The sequence below is a fragment of the Belliella baltica DSM 15883 genome (assembly GCF_000265405.1).
GTDB lineage: Bacteria > Bacteroidota > Bacteroidia > Cytophagales > Cyclobacteriaceae > Belliella > Belliella baltica.
Map to the genome: position 1 here is coordinate 931678 of NC_018010.1, position 19254 is coordinate 950931.

19 protein-coding genes are annotated in these 19254 nt (G+C 37.6%); 8 read left to right on the top strand and 11 right to left on the bottom strand.

All coding sequences use genetic code 11. The features are described 5' to 3' along the window. Positions 1 to 109: 109 nt before the first annotated feature. A complete protein-coding gene (gldB, locus tag BELBA_RS04360; protein ID WP_014771543.1) occupies positions 110 to 1120 on the top strand; it encodes a gliding motility lipoprotein GldB in 1011 nt (336 codons plus the stop codon). Here the strand turns inward: gldB and BELBA_RS04365 are convergent. The 3 genes from BELBA_RS04365 to nth are packed head-to-tail and all read right to left on the bottom strand — an operon-like array spanning position 1089 to position 4771. Continuing rightward, complete coding sequence (locus BELBA_RS04365; protein WP_014771544.1) at positions 1089 to 2309, bottom strand: glycosyltransferase family 4 protein; 1221 nt, start codon at positions 2307 to 2309, stop codon at positions 1089 to 1091. The two genes, gldB and BELBA_RS04365, sit on opposite strands and share 32 nt — an antisense overlap. Next, positions 2306 to 4096 carry an asparagine synthase (glutamine-hydrolyzing) gene (asnB, locus tag BELBA_RS04370; RefSeq protein ID WP_014771545.1) on the bottom strand — a complete coding sequence of 597 codons (1791 nt, stop codon included), beginning with the start codon at positions 4094 to 4096 and terminating at the stop codon, positions 2306 to 2308. Before asnB ends, BELBA_RS04365 begins: the two co-directional genes overlap by 4 nt. 3 nt (positions 4097 to 4099) lie before the next feature. Beyond that, on the bottom strand, positions 4100 to 4771 hold the full coding sequence (gene nth / locus BELBA_RS04375; protein ID WP_014771546.1) for an endonuclease III: 672 nt from the start codon (positions 4769 to 4771) through the stop codon (positions 4100 to 4102). A gap of 98 nt (positions 4772 to 4869) precedes the next feature. On the opposite strand from nth, the gene BELBA_RS04380 reads away from it, so the two are divergent. Further along, the gene (locus BELBA_RS04380; RefSeq protein WP_280956331.1) at positions 4870 to 5772 is read left to right on the top strand and encodes an alpha/beta hydrolase; all 903 of its coding nucleotides are present in this window, start codon (positions 4870 to 4872) and stop codon (positions 5770 to 5772) included. Positions 5773 to 6025: 253 nt separating this feature from the next. Here the strand turns inward: BELBA_RS04380 and BELBA_RS04385 are convergent, their stop codons facing one another. Further along, positions 6026 to 6259 (bottom strand): hypothetical protein, encoded by a 234-nt coding sequence (locus BELBA_RS04385; protein ID WP_014771548.1) that lies wholly within the window; start codon positions 6257 to 6259, stop codon positions 6026 to 6028. After that, entirely contained in the window at positions 6234 to 6836 is a 603-nt protein-coding gene (locus tag BELBA_RS04390; protein WP_014771549.1) for an RNA polymerase sigma factor, read from the bottom strand. Before BELBA_RS04390 ends, BELBA_RS04385 begins: the two co-directional genes overlap by 26 nt. A 391-nt stretch (positions 6837 to 7227) precedes the next feature. Here BELBA_RS04390 and BELBA_RS04395 point away from each other — a divergent pair, with 391 nt between their 5' ends. Further along, on the top strand, positions 7228 to 7587 hold the full coding sequence (locus tag BELBA_RS04395) for a DUF3127 domain-containing protein (protein ID WP_014771550.1): 360 nt from the start codon (positions 7228 to 7230) through the stop codon (positions 7585 to 7587). Positions 7588 to 7668: 81 nt separating this feature from the next. Next, positions 7669 to 8136 carry a hypothetical protein gene (locus tag BELBA_RS04400; protein WP_245531130.1) on the top strand — a complete coding sequence of 156 codons (468 nt, stop codon included), beginning with the start codon at positions 7669 to 7671 and terminating at the stop codon, positions 8134 to 8136. Between the two features lies 1 nt (position 8137). Here BELBA_RS04400 and BELBA_RS19840 read toward each other — a convergent pair whose 3' ends face one another. The 3 genes from BELBA_RS19840 to BELBA_RS04410 form a co-directional block, all read right to left on the bottom strand. Continuing rightward, positions 8138 to 8287, bottom strand: coding sequence for a hypothetical protein (locus BELBA_RS19840; protein WP_014771552.1), 150 nt, complete (start codon positions 8285 to 8287; stop codon positions 8138 to 8140). A 160-nt stretch (positions 8288 to 8447) separates the two neighbouring features. Continuing rightward, entirely contained in the window at positions 8448 to 8963 is a 516-nt protein-coding gene (gene purE, locus BELBA_RS04405) for a 5-(carboxyamino)imidazole ribonucleotide mutase (RefSeq protein WP_014771553.1), read from the bottom strand. A gap of 3 nt (positions 8964 to 8966) precedes the next feature. After that, positions 8967 to 10106, bottom strand: a complete 1140-nt coding sequence (locus BELBA_RS04410) for a 5-(carboxyamino)imidazole ribonucleotide synthase (protein WP_014771554.1) — start codon at positions 10104 to 10106, stop codon at positions 8967 to 8969. Between the two features lie 303 nt (positions 10107 to 10409). Between BELBA_RS04410 and katG the strand changes: the two genes are divergently transcribed. Then, a complete protein-coding gene (katG, locus tag BELBA_RS04415) occupies positions 10410 to 12644 on the top strand; it encodes a catalase/peroxidase HPI (protein WP_014771555.1) in 2235 nt (744 codons plus the stop codon). Positions 12645 to 12947: 303 nt separating this feature from the next. Then, complete coding sequence (locus BELBA_RS20070) at positions 12948 to 13151, top strand: DUF7793 family protein (RefSeq protein WP_245531131.1); 204 nt, start codon at positions 12948 to 12950, stop codon at positions 13149 to 13151. A gap of 48 nt (positions 13152 to 13199) precedes the next feature. On the opposite strand, the gene BELBA_RS19600 is transcribed toward BELBA_RS20070, so the two are convergent. Further along, positions 13200 to 13352 (bottom strand): lmo0937 family membrane protein, encoded by a 153-nt coding sequence (locus BELBA_RS19600; RefSeq protein WP_014771556.1) that lies wholly within the window; start codon positions 13350 to 13352, stop codon positions 13200 to 13202. Positions 13353 to 13412: 60 nt separating this feature from the next. Continuing rightward, positions 13413 to 15179: a MutS-related protein gene (locus BELBA_RS04425; protein WP_014771557.1), complete on the bottom strand. Its 1767-nt coding sequence runs from the start codon at positions 15177 to 15179 to the stop codon at positions 13413 to 13415. Positions 15180 to 15284: 105 nt separating this feature from the next. On the opposite strand from BELBA_RS04425, the gene BELBA_RS04430 reads away from it, so the two are divergent. Both BELBA_RS04430 and BELBA_RS04435 read left to right on the top strand, forming a co-directional pair. Beyond that, a complete protein-coding gene (locus BELBA_RS04430) occupies positions 15285 to 16448 on the top strand; it encodes an AIR synthase related protein (protein WP_041779225.1) in 1164 nt (387 codons plus the stop codon). 48 nt (positions 16449 to 16496) lie between these two features. Next, positions 16497 to 17828, top strand: coding sequence for a neutral/alkaline nonlysosomal ceramidase (locus BELBA_RS04435; RefSeq protein WP_014771559.1), 1332 nt, complete (start codon positions 16497 to 16499; stop codon positions 17826 to 17828). A 59-nt stretch (positions 17829 to 17887) separates the two neighbouring features. Here BELBA_RS04435 and hflX read toward each other — a convergent pair whose 3' ends face one another. Beyond that, positions 17888 to 19147, bottom strand: coding sequence for a GTPase HflX (gene hflX, locus BELBA_RS04440; RefSeq protein WP_014771560.1), 1260 nt, complete (start codon positions 19145 to 19147; stop codon positions 17888 to 17890). Positions 19148 to 19254: the final 107 nt, after the last annotated feature.

Sequence of the window (19254 nt, forward strand, 5' to 3'; positions counted from 1 at the left end):
TAGAAAGCGGATACAAATGTTTCATGTTTAGCAAATTATACCTCCCTCACCAAAAATTATGACTTTATGTAATTTGTCTCTTACATTTGGGATTAAATAGCTGATTATAATGAACACCAAATCTTTCCATTTTATTCTTACAATATCTTGCAGCATGTTTCTACTATCATCTTGTGGTAATTCTCAAGAAGAATGTGAGCTAGATGAAAAAATTCTTGATGTTCCAATCGACTTATCCATTGAAAGATTAGAAAAGCAATTTTATACCGCCTCTACTGAGGAAGAATTTTTGTTTCTCCTTGAAGAATATCCTGATTTTGCCAAAGATTACTTGGAAGTAGAACTTTACGAATCCAAAGAGCAGCTTGCTCAAGAATTGATATTTATCAATCAGGACACTTTAATGCAGGAACTTTATGCAGAGGTACAAGAAAACTATGCTGATTTAAATCAATTAGAGCAGGATTTGAGTCATGCATTTGCTTACATCAAGTATTATTTTCCTGATTTCAATATTCCGAAGGTGTATACATTTCTGACTGGGTTCAGTAATGACCTTTATATCAGTGATGAAATGATTGTAATTGGATTAGATTATTTTTTACCCAAAGAGCATGAATTTCAACCGACAGATTTGCCGAGATATATTGCAGATCGATATGATCGAGAATATATAGTTCCTATGGTAGTGACAGCTATTTCTTCCAAATACAACAAGGTAGACCCCAAGCAAAATACCTTGTTGGCAGAGATGATTTTTTATGGAAAAGCCTATCATTTTACAAAAAGTATTTTGCCTTGCACAGCAGATGATTTTATCATTGGATATACTTCTGAGGAAGTTGTGGCTTGTTTTGCAAATGAGGAGTTTATTTGGTCACACTTTATAGAGAATGATTTGCTTTACGAGACCAATCCATTTGAGATTCGAAAATATACCGGTGAAGCTCCTGCTACAGATGCAATCAGCCCAGATGCACCTGGAAGAGTTGGTAGGTGGCTTGGATGGAATATTGTGGATGATTACCGATTCAATAATGACATTTCATTGGATGAATTAATGGAAATGGAAGATGCCGAAAAAATATTTAGGCAGTCAGGATATAAACCTCGTCAGTAAATTCATTTCCAAATTTCTTTGAATCCAAGACCGCTAAAACTCTCTTAATAGCCAATTCTTTGGTGAAAAATTGTAAAGCCAAATTACGCGCATTTTGCTGATAATTTTTAAGAATGGCTTCTTCTTCAAGCATTTTTTCAATTTTGTCTAGTGTTTGCTCTGGCTTGTTTGGGTTATGATACAATCCCAGTTCATATTTTTTAGTAAGGTCATAAACCCAGCCTTTATGATTGACAAGGACAGCTTTTCCTGCTGCCAAAGCATCAAAAAACTTATTGGGACTGTTGGTTTTCAGTACTGGCAGGTGGTCAAAGGAAATAAAAGCCATGTCTGATAGGTTCAGCAAATAGCGCACTTTTTCTTTATTGCCAAAATCAAAGAATCTGAAATTATTCAACTCCAGTTGTTCTGCTTTTCGGTGCAAATTGGGTAATCGACTTCCTTTTCCCATGACAAGAAATTGATAGTCTTTACCCCTATCCATAGCGAGTTTTGCAATATCAAGCAACTCTTCTACGGCATTGACCTGACCTATCGCTCCTGCATAAAGGATGGTAAAACTATCATTGAGTTTGAGTTTCTCTAATAATACAGGATCTTTTTTCTCTGGCGTAAAATACGCAGTGTCTCCAAAGTTAGGGACTATGTAAATTGGTGTTTCAGTTCTTTTTCTGATTTCACTGGCTATACCTGGCGAAAGAGCAATACATTTCAAAGCATGTTTGTAAATCCGCTTTTCCAGAGCATAAAGCATGTTTTTCAGAATCGGATTTCTGATAGCTCCAACTTGGATGGGTGCATCAGGCCAAAGGTCCCGAACCTCAAATATGTATGGTAGGGCAAATTTCCGCTTGGCCCAGAGCCCTATCAATCCTGTCGTCAGTGGTGTGGAGCTGATGTATAAATAATCTGGACGAGGCAATTTTGCTACCCACTTTTGAGCCAAGTGGACAAAATGAATAAATGACTTTACCCTTTTCACAAACCCCCAATCTTGACTGTAAGCGACGGGTAGGTAATGTACATGGATTCCATTAATGATTCTCAGGTCATAATAGGATTTATTATGCGTGGTAATCATATCCACTGCAATTCCTGCTTCTACCATTCCTTTGGCAAGGTGGTAGGAGCGAACCGCTCCTCCTTCTTCGGGCGTCAAGAAATACTGATGGATGTAGATGATTCTCATTGCTTATTTTTCAGCCATGATGCTAAGATAAACATATTCCAAATCAATAGAAACTGGTCTTTTGGAGCTTTTTGAGGTTCTTTCGTTAAAGGCTGCATGGCTTGCGGGAAATATTTCCCCCAAGTATCGTGCATATTTTTGATTTCGGAGTAGACCCAATTTCGAAATGTAAGATTTTCTGAAAACCATTCTTTGAGTGGAAGCCCAAAACCTATTTTTTTTCTGTTGGCTATCATTTTCAATCCCCGCTCTTTTAAAGCGGTTTTGATCAGCTTCTTTCCAGCAAAAGCAATGCTTGATGCCTCAGAAAAGCTCTTGGTCCATTGAATCAATTCAAAATCTAGGTAAGGGGCTCGTCCTTCGATGCCGTGCGCCATGCAGGCATTGTCATGGATTTTGAGCACATCATTGATGAGGTAATATGTTCTGTCAAAGTGCAGCGCATTTTGGAAATTTGATTCCTCGTTAGGATACCAAGCTAAGAATTTTGAAAATTCCTCTTCGGGGATATTTTGTAGAGAACTGAAGTTCAAGAATGTCTTGCGAGGATCTTGATCAATTCCGGAGAAGAATTTTTTGAGAGAAGCTGGAAGCGGAAAGCCTGAGGCAATTCCTTTTAAATTTTCATAGAATTTTGGTCTTTGGAGATACTTCAAAAAGGCTAAATGTCTGTTATAACCAGCAAAAAGCTCATCAGCACCTGCGCCCGAGATCAAAACCTGTACTTCTTCCTTTGCTTCCTTTGCAACTAGCCATGTCAAAATACTTGCACTGTCGCCAATAGGTTGATCCAAGGTGTTGATGTATTCCTGCCAATTTTTCGTAATTTTCTCTGGCGTGACAAGGACTTCATGATGATATCCTTCATATCTATTGGTAAGTTTGTTGGCATAAATTGGATCAGCATATTTTTCTTGATACTTTTTATCAAAAGCCACTGTAAAAGTCGGCATTGGCTGTCCAGTTTCTTCCAACCAAAGCTGATAAAGTAAGCTGCTATCAGCCCCTCCACTGAGGATCACTCCTATTGGTCTTTCGGTGTGGAAATTTTTCAAGACAGCATCCTTAAGTCTGCTTTCAAACTCAGCTTGGTTGGGTGTGATGTTTGCTAATTTTTGATGCGTCCAACTGAGGTTTTTTAAAACATTGCCCTCAAAATCTATCACGTATCCCTTTCCTGGAAGCACTTGATGCACTCCAAGAAAAAAGCTTTGGTTAGGGAAGCTATGTCTGGAATAGAAGTAGGGTAAAAATTGATTTTGATTGATTGTAGGTTTGGAAATCAAAGCCGAATTAATTCCCCTTGCTTTAGAAGAAAAAAGCCAGCTTTGATCGTTTTGGTAAAAATAAAGTGGTTTTTCCCCAGAAGGGTCTCTGCCTACAATGACTTCCTTTTTTTCTAAGTCAACGAACGTAAAGGCAAACATTCCATGCAGTTCACTAATTTTATTTTCACCAAAGTGCTTGAGCCAAAGTAAGAAAACCTCAGAATCTGAATTGGTTTTGAAAGTGTAACCCAGATCAAGTAGTTGGTTTCTTAGATCTTGATAATTGTAAAGCGCTCCGTTCCAAACCAAGACCGCCTTTTTATCTTCTGACCACATAGGTTGGTTTGATGCTTCACTGAGATCAAGGATTTTGAGTCGATTTCCAGCCATCCAAACCTGATCTGATATTTGGCAAGAACCTGAAAAATCAGGCCCACGATGCGCTGTAGATAGCATCATTTGTTTGATCGCTTCTTTTCCATCACCTTCAGGCTTGATAATCAGGTTGACTCCACACATAATTTATTCTGTTTTGGAAGTCGATATTTTAAGCTTATTTGACTTCTCGAAAAATCTGCAAAAGTGTGTGATTGTACATTCTTCGCATTTAGGTTTTCTAGCCAAGCAAACATACCTTCCATGCAAAATCAACCAATGATGTGCTTTGTGGACATATTGTGAAGGGATATTTTTGATCAATTGTTTTTCAACTTCAAGTGGGGTTTTTGCATTGAGCGGTACCAAGCCTAATCTTTTGGAAACGCGGAATACATGCGTATCCACAGCCATGTTGGGCTGATTCCAAACTACTGAGGTGATGACATTGGCAGTTTTTCTACCCACTCCGGGCAGTCTAACCAATTCTTCAACTGTTGATGGAACTTCGCTGTTGAAGTCATTGACCAGCATTTTTCCCAATCCGATGAGGTGTTTCGTTTTGTTATTTGGATATGAGATGCTTCTAATATAAGGAAATAGCTCTTCAAATGTCGTAGCAGCTAGATGTTCCGCCGTAGGGAAATGTTGGAAAAGTGTTTTGGTTACTATATTGACACGTTTGTCTGTGCACTGAGCACTGAGCACTACGGCGACAAGAAGCTGAAATGGGTTTTCATAACTCAACTCCGTTTCTGCGATCGGCATGTTCTCTTCAAAATGATTGATGAAGTTATTGTATCTTTCCTTTTTCAGCATCTGGTTTGTATTTGATTTTTAAAATTAGCATCCATCCTGTTGATATTGAAGTTTGAGATTGATTAAATTACAACAAGTACGAGAGGAGATCGTTTAATTTGAAATTAATAAACAGGTTAGCAATGCAAAAGATATCGAATATATTCTCAAGAGTCTCAATAATTCTAATTTTTACTTTTTTGATTGTTGCTTGCTCTGAGCCAGAAGAAGCACCTTTAAATTTGGATTCAAGTGTTGCAGTAGAAATAAAGGATGATCCTTATGGAAATCATTCTAGACAAATATTGGATGTTTACCTTCCTGCAAACCGATCCTCAGATAGAACAAAATTATTTATTTGGATACATGGAGGAGCTTGGACTGATGGGGATAAATCTGAGTTTGTACAGTTTAAGCCATGGTTAGAAGCAGAACTTGAAGATTATGCTTTTGTGGCGGTCAATTATCGTTTATATAACATCACCACAGGAAGCAATAAATTTCCTAATCAAGAAGAAGATATTCAAAACATGTTAGACTATGTCAAGTCCCGATTAAATGATTGGGATTTGAGTAATGATGTGATATTAGCTGGGGGAAGTGCTGGGGGTCATTTGGCACTATTGCATAGCTACAAAAACAACAATGATGGCTTGGTAAAAGCTACCGTCGCTTTTTTTCCTCCTACGGATTTCCCAACATTTCATGGGTTTAATTTCCTTACTACAGCGTTGATAGAAGCCTTAATAGGAGGTACTCCAAATAGCAACCCTACTAGCTATGCTAATTCAAGTCCTGTAAACTTTATAGGAACAAGCAGCATCCCGACTGTATTTTTTCATGGAACAGCTGACAATGTTGTTCCAATTCAACAAAGCTACCTTTTGGAAGAAAAGCTTGAAGAAGCAAATGTCCCCTTTTTAAATGAATATATCCAAGGAGGAGGACATGGCTTTTCTCAAGCTGTCAATCAGGATTTGATTGCAAAAGTAGCCGTGTTTTTAAAAGCTCAGATAGAATAGTCTTTGAATAGAAATGTAATAAATTGATGAGATTATCCATAGTGATTCAGGTATGTGCTTTTATCAAAAATAATCTTGCGGATAATCATCATTTACGCTAAGGTAGAAAAGGGTTCTTATCAGGTTCGTTATCAGTGCATCAATTGGTTTAAAGCACAATCCTTTCTTTGGTTACAGGTGTGAAAGAAAATACTCGTAGAAATTAAAAAAAGCCTGAGTCGAAAAACTCAGGCTTACCATTTTTTTAAAAGGATTAAACTCTTTCGAGCCCTGTAGATTTAGCTTTCCTTAGAATCGCATTTACTACTTTTTCGGATGGGTGGAGAATGATTTGATCTAACTTCTCAATCGTGCTCAGCATATCTAAATATTCTTCCATCAAAGACTCGTCTTGATGTAAGGCCTGCACTAGAAGCTCATTCTCACCCTCGCTCATTTCTTGATAGATATATCTTACCAAGTCATTTGGGGTAAATATTTTTGTCATAGGCAAAGTTAAGTTGTTTCATTTTTTTTCTCATATTGATCAAGGCATAACGCATCCTTCCAAGAGCCGTATTGATACTGACGCCTGTTTGTTCTGCGATTTCCTGAAAACTCAAATCCATGTAATGCCTCATGATTAATACCTGTTTTTGTGATTCAGGTAGTTCATCGATCAATTTGCGAACAAGCTCCAGAGTGTCTTCTTTGATTTGAAGGTCTTCAACAGTCTCTTCGGCAAATCTTAATGTATTGAACAAATTTGCACCATCTTCCATAATAATGGTGGGATAGCGTTTACTTTTTCTGAAATAATCAATAGCGAGATTATGTGCGATTCGCATTAACCACGGCTGAAATTTCCCCTCTTCGTTGTATTTATCTGAGTTGAGTGTTTGCACTACTTTGATAAATACGTCTTGCAATAAATCCTCTGCTACTCCCTGATCTTTGACGATCAAATAGATGGTGGTATAAACTCTTGACTGATATTTTTCTACCAACATCTCGAAAGCAGCCTCACTTCCACCTCTATACTGTGTTATAAGTTCACTGTCTTTAGGACCAATCCTTTTACTCATACTGTTTGACTTTAAAATAACGTAGAGGTTTATGCCATATTATATTTTTTGGGAATGAAAGAATATTTACGAATGCTACCAAATGTATAGATTCAAAAACACTCTTCCAAATAGATGATTTAAATTTTTTGAAGCATTCCTTTTTGAAAATAGATCTTCAATCTTATAATTGAGACGTTATATCATGATTCAATGAAATTAAATTTGGTAAATTTTAAAAGATAGTAAGTATGGATGTTTTGCAACTCTATAGTTTATTTCTTCTTTAACCTGTTTTAAAAATATGGGAAAATAACGATTCGTGGTTCTATACAATGGGTTTAATAATGGTGTTTGTTGCTTGATTTTATTACCTTCGTTTTTTCAGAAGAAAACAATAAAATAGCGATATATGGAAATCAACGGAAAAATTGTTCAGGTAATGGCTGAGCAAAGCGGAAATGGTAGAAATGGTGTTTGGAGAAAAAAAGATTACATTCTTGAGACAGAAGGAAATTACCCTAAAAAAGTAGCTTTGGCAGTTTGGGGTGATAAAATTGACCAATTCAATCTTCAGCAAGGCGACCAAGTGAGCGCTGGAATTGAAATAGAAAGTAGAGAATACAATGGAAAGTGGTACACAGATGTAAAAGTTTGGAAAGTAGACAAGCAAGGTGGGGCTGAAGCTAACCGACAGTCACAAAACACCTCTGCAGCAATGCCTGATGTAACTTCATTTTCAAGTGATGAAGGGGATGTGTTGCCATTCTAACCTATTAATCAATGATCATTTCAGCTTTCTAGGAAGGTGAAATGATCATTTTAAATTTTTAAATGATTCATAAAATTATAAGTGTTTTTTACCATGTGGGATGATTTTGATGATAACGACTTTAATGAAGAGGATGCGGAAGAGTTTCGAAATGAACGAGACAAAATGAAAAACCATCCCCTTCGATCCAAATCATTAGAGATTTTTGAACTAACGCATGCATTAGTCGGCTCTCTCGATGAAGCAAGGAGAGAGCTTTATGGCACACTGATGATGGAAAGTGCGGGTTTGTTGGGAGCTAAATTTTCTGCAGCGCACGGAGTTGATGACTACATTTTAAAAATGGAGAATGCGGTGATCATGAAAGTTCATGCAAGAAGTTTGGGGAGTATGACCTATCAATTGGCTTTGGAGGGTACACATGCGGAAGAGCATTTGCAATTACTCCGAGATGCGATTGTTGAATTTAAAGAACTCTTTAGAGAATGGGTAAAGGGCTTTGATTCTTCTGACCGCTATGATGATGGTTGGGGATTATTTTTGGATTAATTTATTGCATGTTTTCACCAAACTTAAAGCCCATAAAAAGTCCAGCTATAATCATTGCCAATGTAATTCCTCCAAGAAGAAGTAAAATGCCCAAAGGCATCTCCCAATCTTCTTTTCCGATTTTGAATTTGATGATTTTATTGAAATCCATGTTGTTTTTGATGATTATCCGCAATGACAACAGTATGCATATTTTTCAGAAATGACCGTTATTAGTTATTAGTCGATTAGTTATCAGTGCATCAAGTGGTTTAAAATACAACACTTTTTTGGCTACTGGTTTGATAGATTATGTGATAATAAAGTAATAACTAATCCTCAAGGCTTTCTTTCCAACCTTTAAGTTCAAGCTCTCTGGCAGAATCTTCGACTTTTTGTTTGAGATCTTTCTTGAAGTTGTCCATATTTTCAGCAACTTTTGGATCAAAAGCTCCAATCATTGATGCTGCTAAAATTCCTGCATTTTTCCCACCATTTAGAGCAACAGTTGCCACGGGGATTCCTGCTGGCATTTGGAGAATGGATAAGATACTATCCCATCCATCGATAGAATTTGAGGAGAGTATTGGTACACCTATTACGGGCAGCGATGTCAACGAAGCTACCATTCCAGGCAAATGTGCTGCACCTCCAGCACCTGCGATGATGACTTTGAGGCCTCTTTTTCTAGCTGATTCGGCATAATCAATCATTCTTTGTGGGGTACGATGTGCTGAGACTACAGTCAATTCGTAAGTTACTCCCAATTCTTCAAGGGCCTTGGCTGCTTCTGACATAATTGGAAGGTCAGACTTACTACCCATGATGATTCCTACTTGCTTGGTCATTATTTATGCTTTTATTTTAATCAATTCTTTAATTTTTTTTGCTTTTGATTTTAAGACATCAAGGTCTTCATTTAACAAGGTCACATGTCCCATTTTTCTAAAAGGCTTTGTGATTTTTTTCCCGTAAAGGTGAACATAGACCCCTTTTTCCTTCATGGCCTCATCTAAACCTTCTACTAAAGCATCTCCAGTATATCCTTCTTCGCCAAGTAGATTCACCATAGCTGCAGGCATTCTCAAATCAGGATTACCCAAAGGCATATTCATCACCGCTCTTAGATGCTGCTCAAACTGTGAAGTGAAATTGGCTTCGATAGTATGATGTCCACTATTATGAGGTCTTGGGGCAATTTCATTGACGAGGATTTCTCCATCTTTAGTCACAAAAAGTTCGACCGCTAGAATTCCAATCAAATCCAATGCTTCTATAACTTCAATGGCCACATTTTTTGCCTTTTTCTCAATTTCAAGACTTACATTGGCTGGCGCAAATAAAAACTCAACCAAATTAGCAGTAGGATGAAAAGCACACTCAACTGATGGGTAAGCGACTAAGTCCCCTCTTTTATTTCTAGATACAATTACTGCTAGCTCCTTATCGAAATCTATTAATTTCTCCAACAAACTTGGCGCTTCAAAAGCATTTTCTAAGTCATCAGCTGACCTCAATATTTGAACACCTCGGCCATCATAGCCTTCTTTCCCTAATTTATTTACAGCTGGAAGAAAATCTAAATTTGAAATAACATCATCTTTATTTTCCGTCAGAATAAAGTCCGCAGTAGGTATGTTATTGTCTTTGTAGAATTGCTTTTGTTCTCTTTTGTCTTGAATCAATTTAATCAATTGGGGCTGTGGATAGACTTCTTTGCCTTCTTCGACTAATTTCTCCAATGCATCTGTATTCACATTTTCTATTTCAATTGTGATAACATCGCAGTTTTGACCAAATTCATAGACAGTATCATAATCTGTCAAAGATCCACGCATGAATTTATGGGCAATAGCCTTGCAAGGTGCGTTGGGATCAGGATCCAAAATATGGATATCAATATTATAATTTATGGCTGATTGGATAAGCATTCTACCTAGTTGACCACCACCAAGTATCCCTAGAGTCTTTTGTTGATAATTTTGTTGCACTACGAGGTTTTTTGTTCCCTCAAAAATAAGGAAAAAAGATTAGGGATGGTACTCTTACAGCTTACTAAGTTATTTAGATGAGAATAGGACTGGCTTGATCAATTTTTATTTCCTCAGATAAAATCCTTATACCACCTATCAATTTGAATTGAAAATACCTAGATTAGGTGAAGCCTTTTAGTTAAATTGTAAGGGAAGAATAAAACAAGAAAGAGTCATAGATTTTATCAATGAAATTTTTATTTTATACTAAAATATTTTCATTAAATTAGAAATTCATTACGAACAATAAATCAAAATAATATGGATCACATCAATGAAACAGGCAATACAGCCTACAATGTAAATGGCGGAGGTAAATGCCCAGTTATGCATGGTTCAAACACTCAACTAGGAAGTGGAGGAACGATGAATAAAGACTGGTGGCCAAACCAACTCAATTTAAATATTTTACATCAGCATGCTCCAAAATCAAATCCACTTGGAGAAGATTTCAACTATGCTGAGGAATTCAAAAAATTGGACTTGCTTCAAGTAAAGAAAGATTTAGAAGAGGTTTTGACTACATCTCAGGACTGGTGGCCTGCGGATTATGGACACTATGGTCCCTTTATGATTAGAATGGCATGGCATGCTGCTGGTACTTACAGGACGGGTGATGGTCGAGGAGGAGCAGGAACGGGCAATCAAAGGTTTGCCCCATTAAATAGTTGGCCAGACAATGGAAACTTGGATAAAGCAAGGAGACTTCTTTGGCCAATTAAGCAGAAGTATGGCAATAAGATTTCTTGGGCAGACTTGTTTATTTTGGCTGGTAACGTAGCGATTGAGTCCATGGGTTTGAAAACCTTTGGTTTTTCTGGTGGTAGAGAAGATATTTTTCAACCTGAGGAAGATATATATTGGGGAACAGAAGATACTTGGTTAGGAAATAAAAGATATTCAGGTGATCGCAACCTTGAAAATCCACTAGCAGCGGTACAAATGGGATTAATTTATGTTAATCCAGAAGGCCCGGATGGTAATCCTGATCCTTTAGCATCTGCAAGAGATATTCGTGAGACATTCAAGAGAATGGCGATGAACGATTATGAAACAGTAGCTCTAACAGCAGGTGGCCATACATTTGGAAAGACACATGGTGCTGGAGATGCTGCATTGGTAGGTCCTGAGCCTGAAGCGGCACCAATGGAACAAATGGGTTTTGGATGGATAAGTAGCTTTAAAAGTGGTAAAGGAAGAGATACCATTACAAGTGGACTCGAGGGTGCATGGACGCCAACACCGACTACTTGGGACATGAGCTATTTTGATGTACTCTTTGGATACGAATGGGAATTGACAAAAAGTCCAGCAGGTGCACATCAGTGGGCGCCAAAGAATCTCGCCGACAAAGACAAAGCACCAGATGCAGAAGATTCTAATATCAAAGTGGGCATCATGATGTCTACAGCAGATATGGCTATGAAAATGGATCCAGAATACAGAAAGATTTCAGAGCATTTCCATAAAAATCCAGAGGAATTTGCCGATGCATTCAAAAGAGCCTGGTTCAAATTGACGCACAGGGATATGGGCCCAAAATCTCGTTACATAGGTTCTGAGGTTCCAGCAGAAGATCTTATTTGGCAAGATCCAATCCCTGCTGTAAATCATGAATTGGTTGATAGCAGTGATGTTGCATCCTTGAAGGGGAAAATCCTTGCTTCAGGTTTAACTGTATCAGAATTAGTTTATACTGCTTGGTCATCTGCATCTACTTTCCGTGGATCAGATAAAAAAGGTGGAGCCAATGGAGCGAGAATTCGCCTAGCTCCTCAAAAAGATTGGGAAGTAAATCAGCCTGAGCAATTAGCCAAAGTATTAAATGTCCTAAAAGGTATTCAAGGTGATTTCAATAGTTCGCAATCAGGAAATAAGAAAGTATCACTTGCGGATTTAATTGTTTTAGGAGGTTGTGCTGCGATTGAAAAAGCTGCTAAAGACGGTGGATTTGATATCACAGTACCTTTTACTCCAGGCAGAATGGATGCTACTGAAGAGCAAACTGATGCTGAATCATTCGATTGGTTGAAGCCAGAGGCTGATGGATTCAGAAACTACAGAAAAGCTGCATTTACGGTAGCAGATGAAGAGATGCTCATAGACAAGGCTCAATTGCTTGAGTTGAGTGCTCCAGAGATGACTGTTTTGGTTGGTGGTATGCGTGTATTAGGAGCTAACTACAAAAATTCCAAACATGGAGTATTCACAAACCGACCTGGTACATTAAGTAATGATTTCTTTGTGAATTTAGTTGATATCGGTGTGGCTTGGGCACCTTCTCGCAAAGAGGCAGATACTTTTGAGGCACATGATCGCAAAACTGGTGAAGTAAAGAGAACAGGCACAAGAGTTGACTTGGTATTTGGATCAAATTCTCAATTGAGGGCGATTGCTGAAGTTTATGCACAAGATGATTCGAAAGAAAAATTCGTGAAAGATTTTGTGAAAGCATGGGATAAAGTGATGAATCTAGATCGCTTTGATTTAGCCTAGTCCAATAATCAAATAAATTTGAAAGGTGATCTGAAGACAGGTCACCTTTTTTTCTTTTGCAGAATTAGAACATGTCCTAAAACCATTTTCTTATTGTGAGGTTTCTGATCTATGGAAAAATACGCATTAATAGATCAATCAAAGAGACCTATAATTCAAGTTACTTTTACAGGAGAGACAAGTACAGATGAGAATTTTTTGAATTATCTAAAAAAACTTAAAGCTTGCTATTCGGATAAATAAAAGCTTGTGATAATTTTTGATGCATCGAAAGCTAGTTTACCCTCATTGAAGCATCAAAAAATGCAAGCTGATTGGCTTAAAGAAAATAAAAACTTGATGGAAGACTATTGTTGCGGAACAGCTTATGTGATTTCAAATTTGGCCATTAGGGCTATTCTAAAAATGATTTTTTCAATCCAAAAACAACCTGTTCCCTACAAAATTTTTGAAAAACAAGAAGACGCAGTAGCTTGGAGCACAGAACAACTCAAAGGAAAAGCATAAAACAAAAAAGCTCCAAAAAGGAGCTTCTTGATATTGATGAATTTTAGATCAGATCCGTTGTCCACCGATCAATCTAAGTATAACTGATATGACTGCAAGGACTAAAAGAATGTGAATTAGTCCACCAACGCTATAGACGAAGAATCCTAAGATCCACCCGATAATCAAAATAACTGCGATTAAATATAATAAAGAATTCATAGTAAGATGGTTTAGTAATTAATTGATTTACATAACCTTAATCAAGTACTATGCCAGCAACTAATTTTCATTAAATCTGATCCCCATCAGTTCCATCAACTTATGTGCATTGAAACTTGGGCAAGGCCCATCTTTTATCGTGTAATCAAAATGAATTTCTTGATCGGTGATTTCGCTATGAAAACTTTTGTTTACTAGGTAATTCAATTTCGTTTCTAGCTCACTCAACTCTATATCATGGGTAGAAATGATTCCTTTTCCTCCCGCCGAATAGAGTTGATGGATTAGCGCTTCACTACCCATAATCCTATCCTTGGTGTTGGTTCCTTTTAGGATTTCATCTAATAAAAAGAAAACCCTCACACCCGACTCAGCTGTATCAAGTAAAAGCTTTATTCTGGCCAATTCTGCATAAAAAGAGCTGACACTTTCCCCCAAATTATCGGAGTTTCGCATACTTGTAAAGAGTTGAAAACTCCCCATTTCGAAAGATTTCGCAAAAGGGCTAAGTCCAAGGTTGGCCAAAACCATATTGATCCCCAAAGTTCGCATGAAAGTGGTTTTACCAGACATATTCGCTCCAGTCAAAAGTACAATATGATTGGAGTCCTTCATCTTAAAATCATTTCCTATGGCAATTTGCGGGTGTAATAAGGGGTGGCAAAGGTTTTCCACGCGGATTTCTTCCCTATCAAGCCAATTGACTTTACAGCTGAGGTTTTCTTCATTGGAAAAAGATGATAGAGAAACCAATACTTGCCACTCTTCAAAACTTTTTTCCCATTGACTGAGGTATTTTCCGTTTTTATCTTTCCATAAAATCAATCTCCACCAAAGAAATAAGTCTGTCCAAAAGAGTAGATTAAAAATTAGATACATCAGATTTAGTCTATTTTGTATCATAAAAGTCTTCTGCTCCAAAGATTTCAAAATCTTGGGAGCTTCTATATCTTCGTTTTTAAAAGCCTGCTGAAGTTCTTTCAAATGCGTGTTTTTGAACTGTTCTTTAACTAAAAGAGAAGACCAAAAAGCAAATGTCTTAATGTCTCCTTGATTAGGCATCAGCATAGCCGCCTCTTGAAGCGGCTTGAAAACAGTTGCAAGAAATACTCCTCCTAAAAGAATCCAAAGTCCAATCCACCCAAATGGCATTCCAAAATATACCGTACCAATCAGCATAGCCAAGCCCCCAAGGGGTCCAAGAATCATGGGAATAAAAAGCCAGGATTTCCATGTCAAATCTGTGCCGATCCAGTCATAAAAAGCTTCTTTTGACTTTTCCTTTTTTATAAATGCACGACCCAAAGCTTCGAAACTCTGCAAAAATGTATCTTTCTTTGCGAGCTCCTCAATGCTTTTACTTTCCATTTGAGCCTTTTTGGGGTTAAAGCTGCTTTTCATCTTGGCGACAAGCTTTTCTCTCCCTCCCTTATTGACCGTATGATTGATTAGCTGATAAAGTGAGTGCTCTCCAAATAGATCTAGGTCATTTGCAAATGGATGGCTTTTCTCTTGAAATTCTGTTCCCGGATTGAAACTACTCAGCTTTCTTTCCTTTCTCAGAAGCCTTTCCTCATTCATTTTGATCAGCTCTTTGAGATAGGCTTCCTTATCTTTTTGCTTGTTGAATTCAATGATGAAATAAACAAAAAGACCAACTAATACAGGTAATAAAATCAAAAGTAATCTTATCTCACTCAGCCCCACGATTCCAACAGCCATGATTCCGAAAAACAAAAAAAGCCTTATAATCGAAAGACCGGCAGCTTTTTTCTTGGTATTGCTAAGTGTTATTTCTAATTTATTAAAGTCTATTTGATCAATCATGCTACAAAATTAGTCTTTATAAATGATTTCAACAGTTGACAAACCAATATCTCTTGGAATTAATCCTTAACTTTGTCTTCCATATAACCAACCCATCAATCCCCCATGAACGAAAGGTATATGCAGCGTGGTGTTTCTGCTTCTAAAGAGGATGTTCACCAAGCAATTTCTAAGTTGGATAAAGGACTTTTTCCCAAAGCATTTTGTAAAATCGTAGAAGATACTCTTGGAAATGACCCCGAGTATTGCAACATCATGCATGCAGATGGAGCAGGGACAAAGTCAGCTTTAGCCTATATGTATTGGAAAGAAACGGGGGATTTGAGTGTATGGAAAGGTATTGCTCAGGATGCCATCATCATGAATACAGATGATTTGCTCTGCGTGGGTGCAATCAATAATATTCTGGTATCATCTACTATTGGTCGAAATAAAAACCTTGTACCTGGAGAGGTCATCTCAGCATTGATTGAAGGCACGGAGGAGGTTTTACAAATGCTTCGAGAAAATGGGGTCAATGTAGTTTTGACTGGAGGAGAGACTGCAGATGTCGGAGATTTGGTAAGAACGATCATTGTGGATAGTACTGTTACATGCAGAATACGCCGTGATGAAGTGATATCAAATGACAAAATCAAAGCAGGTGATGTAGTCGTAGGGCTTTCATCATTTGGGCAAGCGACATACGAAGATTTTTATAATGGCGGAATGGGTAGCAACGGCTTGACCTCAGCACGTCATGATGTTTTTTCTAAAGTACTCAAAACAAAATTTCCTGAAAGCTTCGATCCTGCTGTTCCTGAGAGTTTGGTTTATTCTGGAAAATATGGATTAACCGATCCAGCGCCGGGTACTCCTGTGGATATTGGAAAATTAGTCCTTTCTCCTACGCGAACGTATGCGCCGATTATGGTGGATGTATTGAAATATCTCAGACCTAAGATTAGTGGAATCGTACATTGCAGTGGAGGTGCACAGACCAAAGTGCTTCATTTTGTAGATAACGTACATGTGATCAAAGACAACCTGTTTGAAACTCCACCTTTATTTAAAATTATTCAGGAAGAGAGCGGTACTGATTGGAAGGAAATGTACAAGGTTTTCAACATGGGTCATAGAATGGAAATCTACCTCGAAGAGAGATCTGCTGAAGAGATAATTGATATTGCAGAAGGATTTGGTGTAGAGGCAAAAATTATCGGAAGGGTATTGCCACATGAAGGTAAGAAAGTCACCATTCAAGGTGCTCATGGTACTTTTGAATACTAGAAATGTTGTTGAAAGGCTTCTTGAAAAATACACTTATCAATTAAAATTATGCTTCAAAAAGTCCTTTCTACATTTTTCCTCGTGCTTTTTATACTTTCCTTGATTGGGGTTTTGTTGACAAAATCTATTGATAGATCTGATTATAAAACAAAAGACTATTATCTCCAAACCATTTCAGATCTTGAAAATCTCGAGCCCAACTTTTCAGAAGGGGAATTTTGGCAGGTGGGTTGGTCAAAAGTCAACGCGACTCCTGAGCAACCTGCAAACCTCGTAGGTTACGCACCACGTGGAAAATATGAATTTGTTCTAGATAGCAGTTTTGTGAGGGTTTTGGTTGTTGGAAACGGAGTTCAAAACATTGCGATTTTGAATTACGAGTTGCTGATCGTTCACCCCTATTTAGCGGATAGAATAAAAACGAGTATAAAAAATCAAGGCTTTCCAATTGATTTTACTTACTTCACTGCTACGCATACTCACAGCGGAATTGGAGGGTATATCCCAGGATTGATGGGCAAAGTTGCTTTTGGTGGATATGATGAATCTATAGTGAAGATGCTTGAGCAAAAAACACTCGAAGGACTGGAATCAGCTTTGGCAAGTCAAGACACTGCTTTTATCAATTATCAGATTTCTCAAACAGATACTTTGGTATACAATCGATTCATCAAAGGAGGACCGATTGATCCATTTATTCGACAGTTGACTTTTCAGAAAAATTCAGGTGAGCGTGCTGCATTTTTAACATACAGCGCCCATCCGACTACTTTGGCGGTAAAGTTCATGGGTTTATCGGGTGATTACCCACACTATTTGATGGAGAAATTAGAAGATAAAATGTATGATTTTGCTTTGTTTGCCGCTGGTGCAGTAGGAAGTCAGGGGCCTGCTCGAACAGGGAATCAACCAGAGCATGTGGAAGCTTTTGCTGAGGCAGTTTATCGGCAAAGCATAAAAAATGTGAAGCAAATCAGCCCAATAGCAAAAGAGAAAATAGCATTTACAAAGCTCCCAGTAGCTCTTCGAGAAGCGCATTATAAATTGGGAAAAAATGTACGGTTGAGCCCATGGATTTTTGAAACAGCATTTGGTAATAGCGATGCACATATTGATGCACTTCTTTTAGGAAACACTCTGCTTTTGAGTTCAAGTGGGGAAATGTCAGGAGTCTTTATGAAAGATTGGGAAGCCTTAGCAAAAAGTCGTGGGCTAAATTTGATGTTGACTACTTTCAATGGGGGTTACATTGGATACATAACTCCTGATGAGTATTATGATTACGATTACCACGAAGTTCGAGGAATGAATTGGTATGGGCCATACAATGGAGCTTATTTTGATGAATTAATCAATGGATTGATTTTGAAAAGCTGGTGATATTTTAGCTCAATTTCGGCTCAAAAAAAGGAGTTTCAATTTCTTGAAACCCCTTTGATCTATTCTTCAAATCCTGTCATGTCTATCTTTTCATCTTCCAGATAGTGCGGATACATTTTCTTATGCTCTTTTTTGACTTCTCTGACTAAGACCTCTCTAAATTCTTCAACATTCTGACCACTTTCTGCTGCCATGAAAACTGGAGAAATTCCGGTTTTTTTCTTGTAAGCTTCCGAGAGTTTTTCGAAGTCTAGGAAGTTGCTTTCTTCCAATTCGATTTCTGTCATATTCATTTGCTCCTCTTCAGAAGGCATCTGAGCCACTAGATCGATTTTGTTGAAAACGAGCAGCATTGGCTTATCTCTTGCGCCTATCTCATTCAATGTTTCATTGACAACAGCGATATGATCTTCGAAACCCGGATGACTAATGTCCACGACATGAATTAATAAATCTGCCTCTCTAATTTCGTCCAAAGTAGATTTGAAAGATTCAATCAAGTGAGTAGGCAATTTCCTGATAAACCCAACCGTATCTGAAAGCAAGAAAGGAATATTCTCAAGCACTACTTTTCTTACAGTGGAATCCACAGTTGCAAAAAGCTTGTTTTCGGCTAAAATATCAGTTTTAGTGATCAGATTCATCAAGGTGCTTTTTCCGACGTTAGTATAACCCACCAACGAAACCCGAACTATTCCTTTTCTGCTTTTACGCTGAGTAATACCTTGTTTTTCAACTTCTTTGAGTTTTTCTTTGAGAAGTGTAATCCTTCCACGAATATCTCTTTTATCAGTTTCAATTTCTTTTTCACCTGATCCACCACGCGTGGTTGTCCCACCTCTTTGTCTTTCCAAGTGAGTCCACATATTTGTCAGTCGAGGCAAAAGATATTGAAATCTTGCCAATTCAACTTGCGTTTTTGCTTGTGCGGTTTGAGCTCTTTTGAGGAAAATATCCAAAATCAGCAAAGACCTATCATAAACTTTTACTTTGAGTTCATTTTCCAAGTTTCTCATTTGAGACGGAGAAAGATCATCATCAAAAATGACCATATCGACTTCAAAATGCTCTATATAAGTTCTGATTTCTTCTAGTTTTCCCGTTCCAACAAAACTTTTTACATCAGGTTTTTCCAGTCTTTGGGTGAATCTGTAGACGGTTTTTGCTCCTAAAGTCTCAGTCAAAAAAGCAAGCTCATCCAAAAAATCATGGATTTGCCTGTCAGACTGTCCTTGTTTGATCAGGGCTACAAGAACTGCAGTATCCACCTTTGGAGCGGTTTCATGTAATTTTTGAAGTTTTTTTGAATATTTAGTCATCTTTTAATTTAAGCTCTGTGTTTGAAAAGGAAAAGATAAGCTTTTTAGTTCCTTGCTTATAATTCTGCAAAAATACCAAGCTCAGATGAAATCCTATTATCTTTGAA

What these genes read in the sequence shown, in the direction of transcription:
- gldB (WP_014771543.1), top strand. Translation starts at nt 110, where the DNA reads ATGAACACCAAATCTTTCCATTTTATTCTTACAATATCTTGCAGCATG.
- asnB (WP_014771545.1), bottom strand. Translation starts at nt 4,096, where the DNA reads ATGTGTGGAGTCAACCTGATTATCAAGCCTGAAGGTGATGGAAAAGAA.
- BELBA_RS19840 (WP_014771552.1), bottom strand. Translation starts at nt 8,287, where the DNA reads ATGGATTTCAATAAAATCATCAAATTCAAAATCGGAAAAGAAGATTGG.
- BELBA_RS04390 (WP_014771549.1), bottom strand. Translation starts at nt 6,836, where the DNA reads ATGAGTAAAAGGATTGGTCCTAAAGACAGTGAACTTATAACACAGTAT.
- BELBA_RS04430 (WP_041779225.1), top strand. Translation starts at nt 15,285, where the DNA reads ATGAACGAAAGGTATATGCAGCGTGGTGTTTCTGCTTCTAAAGAGGAT.
- nth (WP_014771546.1), bottom strand. Translation starts at nt 4,771, where the DNA reads ATGCTGAAAAAGGAAAGATACAATAACTTCATCAATCATTTTGAAGAG.
- purE (WP_014771553.1), bottom strand. Translation starts at nt 8,963, where the DNA reads ATGACCAAGCAAGTAGGAATCATCATGGGTAGTAAGTCTGACCTTCCA.
- BELBA_RS04425 (WP_014771557.1), bottom strand. Translation starts at nt 15,179, where the DNA reads ATGATTGATCAAATAGACTTTAATAAATTAGAAATAACACTTAGCAAT.
- BELBA_RS20070 (WP_245531131.1), top strand. Translation starts at nt 12,948, where the DNA reads ATGCAAGCTGATTGGCTTAAAGAAAATAAAAACTTGATGGAAGACTAT.
- BELBA_RS04395 (WP_014771550.1), top strand. Translation starts at nt 7,228, where the DNA reads ATGGAAATCAACGGAAAAATTGTTCAGGTAATGGCTGAGCAAAGCGGA.
- BELBA_RS04385 (WP_014771548.1), bottom strand. Translation starts at nt 6,259, where the DNA reads ATGACAAAAATATTTACCCCAAATGACTTGGTAAGATATATCTATCAA.
- katG (WP_014771555.1), top strand. Translation starts at nt 10,410, where the DNA reads ATGGATCACATCAATGAAACAGGCAATACAGCCTACAATGTAAATGGC.
- hflX (WP_014771560.1), bottom strand. Translation starts at nt 19,147, where the DNA reads ATGACTAAATATTCAAAAAAACTTCAAAAATTACATGAAACCGCTCCA.
- BELBA_RS04435 (WP_014771559.1), top strand. Translation starts at nt 16,497, where the DNA reads ATGCTTCAAAAAGTCCTTTCTACATTTTTCCTCGTGCTTTTTATACTT.
- BELBA_RS19600 (WP_014771556.1), bottom strand. Translation starts at nt 13,352, where the DNA reads ATGAATTCTTTATTATATTTAATCGCAGTTATTTTGATTATCGGGTGG.
- BELBA_RS04365 (WP_014771544.1), bottom strand. Translation starts at nt 2,309, where the DNA reads ATGAGAATCATCTACATCCATCAGTATTTCTTGACGCCCGAAGAAGGA.